The organism is Brevibacterium aurantiacum (assembly GCF_900169065.1).
GTDB lineage: Bacteria > Actinomycetota > Actinomycetes > Actinomycetales > Brevibacteriaceae > Brevibacterium > Brevibacterium aurantiacum.
In genome coordinates this window covers 1-12,687 of record NZ_FXZB01000001.1, presented here as the reverse complement: position 1 = coordinate 12,687, position 12,687 = coordinate 1, and the positions used below count along the sequence as shown (strand labels likewise).

8 protein-coding genes and 1 tRNA gene are annotated in these 12,687 nt (G+C 64.5%); 7 read left to right on the top strand and 2 right to left on the bottom strand.

Annotation, left to right across the window (positions count from 1 at the left end):
* The first annotated feature begins 2 nt into the window (after window positions 1-2).
* The 3 genes from BAUR9175_RS00045 (at window position 3) to metX (ending at window position 5,924) form a co-directional block, all read left to right on the top strand.
* Window positions 3-3,386 carry an error-prone DNA polymerase gene (locus BAUR9175_RS00045; protein ID WP_101582577.1) on the top strand — a complete coding sequence of 1,128 codons (3,384 nt, stop codon included), beginning with the start codon at window positions 3-5 and terminating at the stop codon, window positions 3,384-3,386.
* A gap of 179 nt (window positions 3,387-3,565) precedes the next feature.
* Window positions 3,566-4,888 (top strand): O-acetylhomoserine aminocarboxypropyltransferase/cysteine synthase family protein, encoded by a 1,323-nt coding sequence (locus BAUR9175_RS00040; RefSeq protein ID WP_101582575.1) that lies wholly within the window; start codon window positions 3,566-3,568, stop codon window positions 4,886-4,888.
* Window position 4,889: 1 nt separating this feature from the next.
* Complete coding sequence (metX, locus tag BAUR9175_RS00035) at window positions 4,890-5,924, top strand: homoserine O-acetyltransferase MetX (protein ID WP_069600214.1); 1,035 nt, start codon at window positions 4,890-4,892, stop codon at window positions 5,922-5,924.
* A gap of 143 nt (window positions 5,925-6,067) precedes the next feature.
* Here the strand turns inward: metX and BAUR9175_RS00030 are convergent, their stop codons facing one another.
* Together BAUR9175_RS00030 and BAUR9175_RS00025 are read right to left on the bottom strand one after the other, a co-directional pair.
* Window positions 6,068-8,134, bottom strand: coding sequence for an acyl-CoA dehydrogenase family protein (locus BAUR9175_RS00030; protein WP_069600213.1), 2,067 nt, complete (start codon window positions 8,132-8,134; stop codon window positions 6,068-6,070).
* Window positions 8,131-8,718 (bottom strand): TetR/AcrR family transcriptional regulator, encoded by a 588-nt coding sequence (locus tag BAUR9175_RS00025; protein WP_101582573.1) that lies wholly within the window; start codon window positions 8,716-8,718, stop codon window positions 8,131-8,133. Before BAUR9175_RS00025 ends, BAUR9175_RS00030 begins: the two co-directional genes overlap by 4 nt.
* A 58-nt stretch (window positions 8,719-8,776) precedes the next feature.
* On the opposite strand from BAUR9175_RS00025, the gene BAUR9175_RS00020 reads away from it, so the two are divergent.
* The 4 genes from BAUR9175_RS00020 (at window position 8,777) to BAUR9175_RS00005 (ending at window position 12,472) form a co-directional block, all read left to right on the top strand.
* Window positions 8,777-10,066, top strand: coding sequence for an acetyl-CoA C-acetyltransferase (locus BAUR9175_RS00020; RefSeq protein ID WP_096145575.1), 1,290 nt, complete (start codon window positions 8,777-8,779; stop codon window positions 10,064-10,066).
* Complete coding sequence (locus BAUR9175_RS00015; RefSeq protein ID WP_009881315.1) at window positions 10,063-11,415, top strand: 3-oxoacyl-ACP reductase; 1,353 nt, start codon at window positions 10,063-10,065, stop codon at window positions 11,413-11,415. The genes BAUR9175_RS00020 and BAUR9175_RS00015 overlap by 4 nt, the downstream gene beginning before the upstream one ends.
* The gene (locus BAUR9175_RS00010) at window positions 11,415-12,269 is read left to right on the top strand and encodes a MaoC family dehydratase (RefSeq protein ID WP_009881314.1); all 855 of its coding nucleotides are present in this window, start codon (window positions 11,415-11,417) and stop codon (window positions 12,267-12,269) included. Before BAUR9175_RS00015 ends, BAUR9175_RS00010 begins: the two co-directional genes overlap by 1 nt.
* A gap of 115 nt (window positions 12,270-12,384) precedes the next feature.
* Window positions 12,385-12,472: transfer RNA gene (locus tag BAUR9175_RS00005), tRNA-Leu, on the top strand.
* Window positions 12,473-12,687 lie beyond the last annotated feature (215 nt).

The window sequence follows — 12,687 nt, the reverse complement described above, 5'->3', positions numbered from 1 at the left end:
TGATGGGCTTTTCGAATCCGCGCACACCCTGGTCCCAGCTGGCCCAGCGGCTGGAGGGCAAGCAGACCAGCAGCAAACAGGTCGACCGCAAACAGGTCACCGACAGGCAGACGGTCAACAGGCGATCGGTTGACGAACACGCCGACGGATCCGACGCGCCCGCCTTCTCCCGACCAGACCGCCATCAGGTCTCGGTGGGTCCAGGCGGCTCCGATGGTGTCGGCCGGTATTCGGGGCCTGGCCAGGGGCCCATTCTGCGCACTTCGACCGTCGAGTGGGCCGAGCTGCATGTGCACTCCCAGTTCAGCTTCCTCGACGGGGCCTCCGACCCGGAGGAGCTCGTGGCCGCGGGTGCGGCCGCGGGGCTGACGTCCTTGGCGCTGACCGATCACAACGGTCTCTACGGTGCGGTGCGGTTCGCCCATGCCGCCGCCGAGGTGGGTCTGCCCACCGTCTTCGGTGCTGAGCTGTCCGTGGGGTTGGAGGAGAAGATCCCCGGCCAGACCGATCCCGATGCCACCCACCTATTGGTCCTTGCTCGTGGAGTCGAGGGATACCACCGACTCTCGATGGCCATCACCGAGGCCAACTTGGCGGGGGAGAAGAACCGACCGGTGTTCGGCCTCGAGGAACTGGCAGCGATGAGCGGTGACTGGACGATTCTCACTGGCTGCCGCAAAGGCCCCCTGCGTCGAGCCCTGAATGACCCGGACGGGGGACTCGGTGCCCTGCGCAAACTCATCGCGCTCTTCGGAGCCGACCGTCTCGCGGTTGAACTCAGCCGGGATGGGACTCCGGATGACGATGAACGGCTGCGCCACCTCGGCGACCTGGCTCAGCGCACCCACCTGCCGATCGTGGCCAGCAACAGCGTCCATTTCGCCACTCGGGCGCAGTGGAAGTCAGCCCAGGTGCGGGCCTCGGTGAGGTCCAGGCTGTCCCTCGACGAACTGGCCGGGTGGCTGCCGGCGACGGCGAACGCTCGGATCCACACGGGGGAGGAGATGGCGGCACGCTTCCCGCGTCAGGCGTTGGAGAACGCGGTGGCCATCGGCCGGGAATGCTCCTTCGTCCTGAACTCGGCCCGCCCGGATCTGCCGCGTGCGCCGATGCCTGATGACCGTGGGGCCGAGGAATATCTGCGTGAGCTCATCGAAGATCGCGGTGCCAGGCGCTACGGGACCCGAGCAGAGAACCCGAAGGCCTGGGCCCAGCTGGATCGGGAGATGGACATGATCGCGACGCTGGGATTCTGCGGATACTTCCTCATCGTCTACGACATCACCGAGTTCTGCCATCGGGTGGCCATCTTCTGCCAGGGGAGAGGCTCGGCGGCGAACTCCGCGGTCTGCTATGTCCTCGACATCACCGCCGTCGACGCGGTCAAGCACGAACTCCTCTTCGACCGTTTCCTCTCACCGGACCGCAAGGGCTATCCGGACATCGACATCGACATCGAATCGGGCAGGCGCGAAGAAGTCATCCAATACGTCTACGACCACTTCGGCCGTGAGCGGGCGGCCCAGGTCGCCAACGTCATCACCTACCGGGCGAAATCAGCCATCCGTGACGCGGCCTTCAGCCTCGGCTACGAACCGGGGCAGCAGGATGCGTTCTCAAAGGCCAGCAACCGCTGGTCGACCCTGCCCGAGGCGGAGGATTCCCCGGTCCCCGCGCCTGTGCTCACGATCGCGGATGACCTGCTGGGCTCACCCCGTCACCTGGGCATCCACTCCGGCGGCATGATCCTCGCCGATCGTCCCATCGGTGAGGTCGTTCCGATCGAGAAGGCCACGATGGGCCATCGCACCGTCGTCCAATGGGACAAGGACGACTGCGCCGTCATGGACCTGGTGAAGTTCGACCTGTTGGGACTGGGCATGCTCACCGCACTCCACGAGATGGTCGACCTGGTCCACCGGCACACCGGCGAGCTCATCGAACGCGCCCACATCGACGACGAGGACGAAGCCGTCTACACGATGCTGCAGAAGGCCGATGCGGTGGGCGTCTTCCAGGTCGAATCACGGGCTCAGCTGGCGACCCTGCCCCGCCTGCGCCCGGAGACGTTCTATGATCTCGCCGTTCAGGTCGCCCTCATTCGGCCCGGCCCCATCCAAGGCGGTTCCGTCCACCCCTACATCCGCAGACGGCAGGGCCTGGACAAGGTCGAGTACCTCCACCCGCTGCTGCGCAAATCCCTGGCCAAGACCTACGGGGTGCCGCTGTTCCAGGAGCAGCTCATGCAGATGGCCATCGACGTCGGCGGCTTCACCGGGGCCGATGCCGACCAGCTGCGGCAGGCGATGGGATCGCGACGATCAGAGAAGCGGATGACCGAGCTGGCCCAGAAATTCCAAACAGGCGCTGCGGCCAACGGAGTCGACGAGGAGACCGCGGAGTCCATCTTCTCCACGATCGCCGCGTTCGCCAACTACGGGTTCCCCGAATCCCACGCGATCAGCTTCGCCAACCTCGTCTATCAGTCGGCCTGGTTCAAATACCACCACCATGCGGCATTCACCGTCGGCCTGCTGCGCAGCCAGCCGATGGGCTTCTACTCGCCGCAGTCCCTCGTCGCCGACGCCCGCCGACACGGGGTGAGAATCCTGCCCGTGGACATCCGCCACTCAATGGCTGGCAGCGACCTGGAACGACTCGAGTCCGATGGCACCGGAGACTCGGGCGAGTTCGGGATCCGATTGGGTCTGGACTCGGTGTCCCATGTCGGCTCCTTCGCCGAGGTGATCGTGACCGAACGCGCGAACGCACCGTTCACCTCGGTGGCGGACCTGGCAGAGAGAACCGGAATCGGAAAGCAGGCACTCGAAGGGCTCGCCACCGCAGGAGCACTGAGCAGCTTCGACCTCGACCGCAGACAGGCACTGTGGTTGGCCGGAGGCGTCGCGGGAGCACACCCGGGCGTGCTGCCGGGAACCGCCACGATCTCCTCGGCACCGACCCTGCCGACCATGGACGCCTTCGATACGACCCTGGCAGAACTCTTCTCCACCGGGATCACCGTCGACGGATACCCGACCGAGATCCTGCGAGCGTCCCTGATCGAACGCGGCTATGCCTCGACGGCTGATGCCGCTGCGGCCGCGGACGGGACTCGGATGACGGTGGCCGCCATCGTCACCCACCGACAGCGCCCGGCCACCGCCTCGGGAATCACATTCATCAACCTCGAGGACGAATTCGGGATGCTCAACGTCGTGGCCACTGCCGGGCTGATGAAGAGGTTCAGGCCGATCGCAACCTCACGCAACGCACTCGTGGTCACCGGGCTGATCCAACGCGGAGGAGAGGTCGTGAGCCTCTACGCGCACAAGCTCATCCCACTCGAGGTGCAGCTGCCGACCAAGGCCCGCAACTTCCGCTGAGGGGACTGGCGGTGTGAGCGCTGCGAAAACTAGTGGTGTGACGAAACATGACGCCAGGTGACATGAACATGACGAGATCGCATCGGGGAAGTCACAGAGTCGAAGACAGTAGTGACATCACCACAAACAATCGCGCGGACCACCACGGGCGACTCACCCGTACCCGAAGGAGACACATCATGACCCAGTCATTCGAAACTCGTCAGATCCATGCTGGCCAGACACCGGACCCGGCCACGGGCTCCCGGGCGCTGCCCATCCACCAGACCACCTCGTTCGTCTTCGACAGCAATGAGACGGCCGCGAACCGCTTCGCCCTGGCCGAGCTCGGCCCCATCTACACCCGCATCACCAACCCGACCACCGAGGTCGTGGAGAACCGCATCGCCGACCTCGAAGGCGGCGTCCACGCCGTGCTCACGGCCTCAGGTCAGTCGGCAGCCCTGCTGGCGATCACGAACATCGCCGAAGCCGGTGACCACATCGTCGCCAGCTCCAGCCTCTACGGCGGAACCTACAACCTGCTTCACGTGACCCTGCGCAAGCTGGGCATCGAAACCACCTTCGTCGACGTCGACGACCTCGAGGCCTGGAAGTCAGCAGCGAAGGACAACTCCAAGCTCTTCTTCGCCGAGGTTGTCTCCAACCCCCGCTCCGATGTCCTCGACATCGCCGCAGTGGCTGACATCGCCCACGAAGCCGGTGTTCCGCTCTTCGCCGACAACACCCTGGCCACCCCCTACCTGGTGCGCCCGATCGAGCACGGTGCCGACGTCGTCCTCCACTCGGCCACCAAGTACCTCGGCGGACACGGCAACTCGATCGCCGGTGTCGTCGTCGACAGCGGAAACTTCGACTACGGCACACAGCCGGAGAAGTTCCCCGGCTTCAACACCCCAGATGAGTCCTACAACGGTCTGGTCTACGCTCGCGACCTCGGCGCGGACTCGGCCTTCGGCGCAAACGTCTCCTTCGGCCTCAAGGCCCGTGTGCAGGGTCTGCGCGACCTCGGACCGGCCGTCAGCCCGTTCAACGCATTCCTCATCGCCCAGGGAATCGAAACCCTGAGCCTGCGCATCGACCGCCACGTCGAGAACGCGAACAAGATCGCCTCCTACCTCGAAAGCCACGACCAGGTCAGCCGGGTCGCCTTCGCGGGACTCGAGTCCAGCCCCTGGCACGACAAGGCCAAGAAGTACCTGCCCAACGGTGTCGGATCGGTCCTCGGCTTCGACATCGCCGGAGGCTTCGACGCCGCCGTGGCATTCGTCGACGCACTTGAACTGCACTCCCACGTGGCCAATATCGGCGACGTCCGCTCGCTGGTCATCCACCCGGCATCGACGACCCATGCCCAGCTGGACGAAAAGGCACAGGCCGCCGCCGGCGTGAACCCTGCCTTCGTGCGTCTGTCCGTGGGACTCGAAGGCAGCGACGACATCATCGCCGACCTCGACAAGGGCTTCGCCGCTGCCGCAGCGATCGCATCGGCCGCCGCCTGACATGACCACCCAGAGCACTTCCGTCGAGCGAATCCTGGGCTTCGTCACAGAATCCGGACACACGTTCGGAACTGTCGAAGTCGCCTATGAGACCTTCGGCACACTCAACACGGAGCGCAGCAATGCGATCCTGGTCGAACACGCCCTGACCGGCGACACCAGCGTCACCGAATGGTGGGCAGGCATCGTCGGTCCGGGGCAGGCGATCGACACCGAGAAATACTTCGTGGTGTGCGCGAATTCGCTCGGCGGGTGCTCGGGAACCACCGGACCGCAGTCCGTCTATGACGACGGGCTGCCCTACGGATCCAGATTTCCTCAGGTCACCATCCGCGATATGGCCCGACTGGAACACAATCTCACTCAGATCCTCGGCATCGACTCCTGGCATGCCGTCATCGGCGGATCGATGGGCGGAGCCAGAGCCCTCGAATTCGCGCTCCTCGACAAACGCAAGGTGAAGAAGTGCGCGATCATCGCAGCACCGGCCTTCTGCGAAGCCGATCAGATCGCCTGGGCGATGATGCAGGAGCGCGCGATCGAACTCGACCCCGACTACTATTCCGGTGACTACACCGCGGTCGGGGCCTTCCCCGCACAGGGGCTGGGTCTGGCACGCCAGATCGCCCACCTGACGTACCGCAACGATGTCGACCTCAACAACCGATTCTCCCGGCGACGCCGATCGCCTGACTACTACGAAGTCACCTCGTACCTCGACCACCAGGCAAAGAAGCTCACCGCACGGTTCGACCCGCACAGCTACGTCGTGCTCACCCGAGCCCTGCGAGACCACGATGTGCGCATCGGTCGCTCACACGACCTGACGACTGCACTGGCCGATGCCTGCGTCGACAACCTCGTCGTCTCCGTCTCCTCGGATCGGCTGTTCCCGCCCGCGCAGGTCGAACTCCTCGCCCAGAACCTGCCCGGAGACGTGACCCATCACGTCATCGACTCCGGCATCGGCCATGACGGCTTCCTCACCGAAACCGAGGCTGTCTCGACGGCACTCAAGGACTTCCTCGACACCTGATCGCCTGCCTGGGCACAACACGCCGGGCACAACACATGAGAGGGCCGTGCGGCTGATTCGCCGCACGGCCCTCTCACTGTCTGTCAGGACTCACTGTCTGTCAGGACTCACTGTCTGTCAGGACTCACCGGAAGTGAAGCCTTCTACTTCCCGGCCTTCGCCTTGCGAGCATCCTTCTCGGCTGCCTTCTTCGCTGCCTTTTCGGCCTTACGCAGCTGCTTCTCCGGCACCGCATAGTCTTCCTGGGCGCGGGAGTGACGGTAGTAGTCCGCGGCTTCGTCCTGTCGCTCGGCCTCAACGCCGGTCGAGATCGTGGCGCGACGATGGTCATCGCCGTAGCCGAAGGCGTCCACCAGGTCCAGAGCATTCGCCGAGAGCTTCGCGCACAGGCGATTGAGCGTCTCGTTGAGCTGACGGGCACGCAGCATCGGCAGGCGACCGTACATGAGGTGCCAGCCCACATGCTTCTCGATGAGGCTGAGACCATACGTATCGCGCAGACGCCGGAACAGCTTGTTCTGGACGGGGTCCTGCTGCTCCCTCATCGCTTCGTCGAGGGCCTTCCACTTCTCCAGCTCAACGTAGGCACGAGCCATCTCGATGAACTCATGCTGATTGGAATTGAACAGGTCGGCCGCGTCTGCCGCCGACATCTTCATCGCCGGGCGCAGCGCCTGCGCGAGGCCGGAGACCATGACTTCGAGCCGGGTCTCCAGCAGCGAACGCTGCAGGCGTCCGGACCGGATCCGCTTCTCGCCGAGGTTGGGGGTGAAGACATCGGAGATCGCCAGTCCCGCATTTGCCAGTCCGGTCCGGTAGAGCGTGTGCTCAGCCGCCTGGGTGCCGATGTAGCGGGCGGCCCCGCCGACATCGATATTGGCGAATTCCTTCGCATAGTCGCCGAGGAGGCGCTTGGCTGCCAGCTGCAGGAGCACGGTGTTGTCTCCCTCGAAGGTGGCATAGATGTCGAGGTCGGCGCGCAGTCCCACCAGACGGTTCTCGGCCATGTAACCGGCACCGCCGCACGCTTCCCGGCATTCCTGGATGACGTCGAGGGCCATCCAGGTCGTGTCGGCCTTGAACGCCGCTGCACGGGTTTCGAGCAGGGCCCGGTTCTCTTCACTCTCGTCGGCGCCTGAGAAGACCTCTTCGAACGAGTTGAGCAGCTTCTCGTGGGCGAAGGCCGAGGCATAGACCGAGGCGATGGCCGGCATGAGGCGGCGCTGGTGCTGCTGGTAGTCCAGCAGGGTGGTCTCGTTGATGTCATCGACAGTGGTGAACTGCTTGCGTTCGAGCCCGTAGCGCACGGCGATGTCCAGCGCCAGCTTCGACGCCACGATGGCCGCACCGTCAAGGGAGACACGACCCTGGACAAGGGTTCCCAACATGGTGAAGAAGCGGCGTCCGGGGGAGTCGATGGGGGAGGTGTACTTCCCGTCAGCATCCACGGCACCGTAGCGATCGAGCAGATTGAAGCGAGGAATCCGGACCTGCTCGAAGACGATCCGACCGTTGTCGACGCCCTTGAGGCCACCCTTGTAGCCGTCATCCTCAATGCTGATTCCCGGCAGGATGGTGCCGTCCTCGTCACGGATCGGCACGAAGAATGCGTGCACACCGTGGTTGACGCCGTTGGTGATGAGCTGAGCGAAGACCACTGCGGCACGGGCATCGCGGGCTGCATTGCCGATGTATTCCTTCGTCGCGGCACGGAAGGGCGTGTCGATGACGAACTCGTCCTTCTCGACCTCATAGGTTGCCGTGGTCCCGATCGCGGCCACATCTGAGCCGTGACCGATCTCCGTCATCGCGAACGAGCCCAGCAGCTTGCCCGTCTGCGCCGCGACCAGCCACGCGTCGTGCTGTTCGGCATTGCCCAAGTGCAGGATCGCTCCGCCGAAGAGTCCGAACTGAACGCCGGCCTTGACCTGCAGGCTGGGTGAGGCTGTGACTGTCTCCTCGAAGCTGGCGATATTGGTCGCATGCTCGTTGCGGCCGCCGAGTGCGGGCGGCAGCGCCACCATCGGCAGCCCGGTGTCGGCCATGAGCTCGACCCCGGCGAGCGTCTTCGCCCGCGTGGTCTCGAGGTCATCGGCGGGATCCTCATGCGTGATCTCTTCGAGTGCCAGGGTCCTGCCCTGGCGCCGAGCCTCGGCCCACCGGCCATCGAGGGCATTGTTGATCGCCTGTGGATCAAGGGAAAGCTTCATTCGTCTACTCCTAGTTTTGCGGGCAACGAGGCCCAGAGCCATTGACTGATTGCGGTGGCGAATTCATTGGGGCGGCTGGGATCGGCCAGCCAGCTTTCGGTCGCGGCACGCACGAACCCGATCGCACCTGCTGCCCAGAGGCGTCCCTGCGTTCCTTCCAGGGACAGCCTCTCGGCGAGGAGGCCGGCGATCGAGTTGAAGAACCCGCCGGTCTCCGTCGGTGCGAAGCGGTTGACTGCCGTATCGCAGAATCGGTAGATATTCGGTGATTCTGCGGCGAGCGCGACAAAGGCATGGATCATCTTGGTGAGTGCATCCTGCGCCGAGGCTGCTGTTGCGTCATCGAGTGACTTGGCGATGACATCCATCGCCCATTCGCCCATTGCCGCCTGCAGTCCGGCACGATCCGTGAAATACCTGTAGAGCACGGACTTGGTGGTGCCCGAATACTCCGAGATCTGCTCCATCGACAGCTCGTCTCCGTGCTCGTCGACGACATGCCGGACGGCGCGCAGCAGTTCTCGGCGCCTGAGGTCGCGATGCTGCTGCCACCGAGTGGACCGACCATCTGTGAGCGATTTCATGTGACAGACGGTATCAGGTACTGTCTGTAACAGTTAAATCCATATACCGGAGGTGCAAATGTCCACTCCCAATCAGCGCGCTGTCATCCTCGGCGGCAACCGCATTCCGTTCGCTCGTTCGAACAAGCAGTACTCCAAAGCAAGCAACCTCGATATGCTCACGAGCGCCCTCGACGGACTCGTGGCCCGCTTCGGCCTCGCCGGAGAGAGCATCGGTGAAGTCGCCGGCGGTGCTGTCCTGAAGCATTCGAAGGACTTCAACCTGACTCGTGAGGCGGTGCTCGGCTCCGCCCTGTCGCCGACCACTCCCGCATTCGACGTCGGTCAGGCCTGCGCCACCGGCCTTGAGACCGTGGTCAGCCTCAACAACAAGATCAACGCCGGCCAGCTCGAGTCGGGCATCGCATCGGGTGTGGACTCAGCGTCGGACGCGCCGATCGTCGTCAACGACTCGATGCGTGAGATCCTGCTCGAGCTCACGCGGGCCAAGACACTTGCGCAGCGGGCGAAGATCGCCGCGCAGATCCGTCCCGCCTACCTGGCTCCGCAGGCTCCGTCGACAGCTGAGCCGCGCACAGGCATGAGCATGGGCGAACACCAGGCGATCACCACCGCCGAGTGGAAGATCACCCGCGAGGCCCAGGACGCTCTGGCTCTGGCCTCTCACCACAACCTCGCCCGCGCCTGGGACGAGGGATTCTTCGATGACCTCTCGACTCCGTACCTCGGCGTCAGCCGGGACACGAACATGCGCGCGGATTCCTCCGCCGAGTCCTTGGCCAAGCTCTCACCCGTCTTCGGCAAGAAGCTGAGCACTCCGGCCACGATGACTGCCGGAAACTCGACGCCGCTGACAGACGGAGCCTCCTCCGTCCTGCTCGGCAGCGAAGACTGGGCAAGCGAGCACGGCTTCACACCCCTGGCTCGCCTCGTCGACGCCGAAGCCGCTGCAGTTGACTTCGTCGACGGTGCCGAGGGTCTGCTCATGGCTCCGGCCTACGCAGTCCCGCGCCTGCTGGCCCGCAACGGCCTGACCTTCGAGGACTTCGACGTCTTCGAGATCCACGAGGCATTCGCCTCGACAGTCCTCAGCCACCTGGCGGCATGGGAATCGGAGAAGTTCTGCCGCGATAAGGCAGGCCTCGACGGAGCACTGGGATCCATCGACCGCAGCAAACTCAACCCCTTGGGCTCGAGCCTCGCCGCCGGACACCCGTTCGCAGCGACAGGTGGACGCATCATCGCCTCCACCGCGAAGTACCTCAAGCTCACAGGCAAGAAGAGGTCGCTGGTCTCGATCTGCGCAGCAGGCGGCCAGGGACTCACCGCGATTGTGGAGGCAGCATGAAAGACACCTACCTGGGCCTGGTCAACGGCCCACTGAAGCAGGTCGCGAAGACCCTGGGCCTGCCCCAGCCGGTCGAACTGCACCGCTTCGACTCGACACCGGCGGACTACCACCGGAAGCCGGTCCTCGTCCTCGGATCCGGGCCTGAGGCACAGAAGCTGGCAGATCTGCTGCTCGACAACGGTCTTGAAGTTCGGCGCCATGCCAGCTCGGGGGAGTCCCTGCGAGCGATCATCGCCGTCTTCGATGACGCGTCAGCCCCCGCAGACCTGTCTGAGACCGTGCTTGAGATCGGAACGGCACTGCGATCACTGGCCCGCTGCGGTCGGGTCATCACAGTCTCAGCAGCCCCCAAGCCTGAGCAGCAGAGCCCGGAGCTCGCGGCAGCGACTCAGGGAATCACCGGCCTGACACGGTCGATGGCTCACGAGATGCGCAGCGGAGCGACCGCCAACGGCATCCTCCTCGACGGCGTGGATGTCCAGGCTCCCTCCGTGGCCACCGCGCTGTGGTTCCTGCTCTCCGGCAAATCAGCCTATGTCTCGGGGCAGTTCATCACCGTCTCGACTCAGGCCGGCACACCGATCGGGATGAAGGAATTCCTGTCCACCGGTGACGTTGGGCCGCTGGCCGGGCGCACCGCTGTGGTCACCGGTGCCGCCCGTGGAATCGGCGCTGCGATCGCACGCAACCTGGCCCGCGACGGAGCCCACGTCATCGGCGTCGACATGCCCCAGGCCGGGCAGGCACTGGCTGAGGTGATGAACGAAGTCGGCGGCAGGTCCCTCCAGCTCGACATCACCACAGACACCGCGGCGGAGAAGATCGCCGAGGCTGTCGGCGGACCGGTCGACATCCTCGTGCACAACGCCGGAATCACCCGTGACAAGATGCTGGCGAACATGGATGCCTCCCGTTGGAACTCCGTCATCGCCGTCAACATCGCCTCCCAGGCCCGGATCAACGCCCACCTGCAGGCCAAGGGGCTGTTCGCTGAGGGTGCTCAGGTCGTGTCACTGGCCTCGACCTCGGGCATTGCGGGCAACCGCGGACAGACGAACTATGCGACGTCGAAGGCCGGGGTCATCGGACTCACAGCCGCCTCGGCGTCGGACTTCGCGAAGCTCGGCGGCACGATCAACGCTGTGGCCCCCGGCTTCATCGAAACCGATATGACCGCCAAGATGCCGGCGTTGACCCGCCAGGTCGCCCGCAGGCTCTCCAGCCTCCAGCAGGGAGGACACCCTGTCGACGTGGCCGAGACCATCGGCTTCCTCGCCTCGGCGGGGGCCAGGGGCATCAACGGTTCGACACTGCGCGTGTGCGGCCAGAACATGGTGGGTGCGTGATGGCGAAGGAATCCATGCTGCCGCTCTACGCGAAGGCCGTGCTCAAGGCACTGCCGTTGGGCACACGCACGAGTCCTGATCTGCCCACCCGCGCCCTGGATCGCAGTATGCCGATCGAGGCCGATGCCTACGCCGGGTTCACCACCGTCGTCGGCGCCGGTCTGGGCAACACCGTCCATCCCGGCTACCTCCACGTGCTTGCGTTCCCGTTGAGCATGCAGCTCCTCGGTGACCCCGAGGTGCCGCTGCCGATGATGGGCATGGTCCATGTCCACAACCGCATCGACAGCCTCGGCGCCGTACATGTCGGTGACAGCGTCGACTTCCATGTGGAGTTGGCCGGTCCGTTCCAGCATTCTGCTGGAACCACGATCGAGGTCATCGTCGAGGCCAAGGTCGAAGGCGAATTGCGCATGCGCGAGACCACGACCTATCTGGCCAAGGGCAAGAAGCTGCCCAATGCCGAATCGAAGCCGCAGCCACCGCGGGAGGAGTTCACGGCTCCCACCCCGACCGCATTGTGGCGACTCGATCCGATCATCGGGCAGCGCTACGCCCACGCTTCGGGTGACTACAACCCGATCCACCTCAACGGACTCGCGGCGAAGGGCTTCGGCTTCCCGCGGCTCATCGCCCACGGAATGTACGGCGCCTCGCGTGCCCTGTCTGCGGTCGATACGAGGCTGAGCTCCTACCGGTGGGACGTATCCTTTGCCAAGCCCGTGCTGCTGCCGTCGACGGTCGGTTTCGCGATCACCGAGGGGCGTCGGCATGAGGCCGCGAAGTTCGCTGTCTTCGACCTCAAGTCCGGCAAGCCGCACATCCTCTCCGAGGTCTCAGAACTTCGCGAATGAGCGTGTGCAGGCGCCGGTGAGAGGCTCAGCGAAATCAGTTGAGTGCCGTGCGTCACAATCGGCCGATCTGATTTTGCACGGCCGAAAGTCGCGTGTAAAGTAATCTCTGTTGCCAGCGCGAGTGGCGGAATTGGTAGACGCGCTAGCTTGAGGTGCTAGTGCCCAACTTATCGGGCGTGGGGGTTCAAGTCCCCCTTCGCGCACAACAGAGGAAATGGCCTCCGGATCTGATCCGGAGGCCATTTCTCATTCACTCACGCGGGACTGTGAACACTCACCCGACATCACGATGGGTTAGCGGCAAGAATGTGTGTATGGGGCCAGCGTGTTGGATCTGGATTTCACCCTGATCGTCCGCCCCACCCTTTCCGGATTCCAGTCCCGTCCTCGACGCTGAATGACGTCCCGTAAAGCGCAT

Excerpts from the sequence above, each read along its gene's own strand:
- BAUR9175_RS00045 (WP_101582577.1), top strand. The coding sequence starts at position 3 with ATGGGCTTTTCGAATCCGCGCACACCCTGGTCCCAGCTGGCCCAGCGG.
- BAUR9175_RS00040 (WP_101582575.1), top strand. The coding sequence starts at position 3,566 with ATGACCCAGTCATTCGAAACTCGTCAGATCCATGCTGGCCAGACACCG.
- metX (WP_069600214.1), top strand. The coding sequence starts at position 4,890 with ATGACCACCCAGAGCACTTCCGTCGAGCGAATCCTGGGCTTCGTCACA.
- BAUR9175_RS00030 (WP_069600213.1), bottom strand. The coding sequence starts at position 8,134 with ATGAAGCTTTCCCTTGATCCACAGGCGATCAACAATGCCCTCGATGGC.
- BAUR9175_RS00025 (WP_101582573.1), bottom strand. The coding sequence starts at position 8,718 with ATGAAATCGCTCACAGATGGTCGGTCCACTCGGTGGCAGCAGCATCGC.
- BAUR9175_RS00020 (WP_096145575.1), top strand. The coding sequence starts at position 8,777 with ATGTCCACTCCCAATCAGCGCGCTGTCATCCTCGGCGGCAACCGCATT.
- BAUR9175_RS00015 (WP_009881315.1), top strand. The coding sequence starts at position 10,063 with ATGAAAGACACCTACCTGGGCCTGGTCAACGGCCCACTGAAGCAGGTC.
- BAUR9175_RS00010 (WP_009881314.1), top strand. The coding sequence starts at position 11,415 with ATGGCGAAGGAATCCATGCTGCCGCTCTACGCGAAGGCCGTGCTCAAG.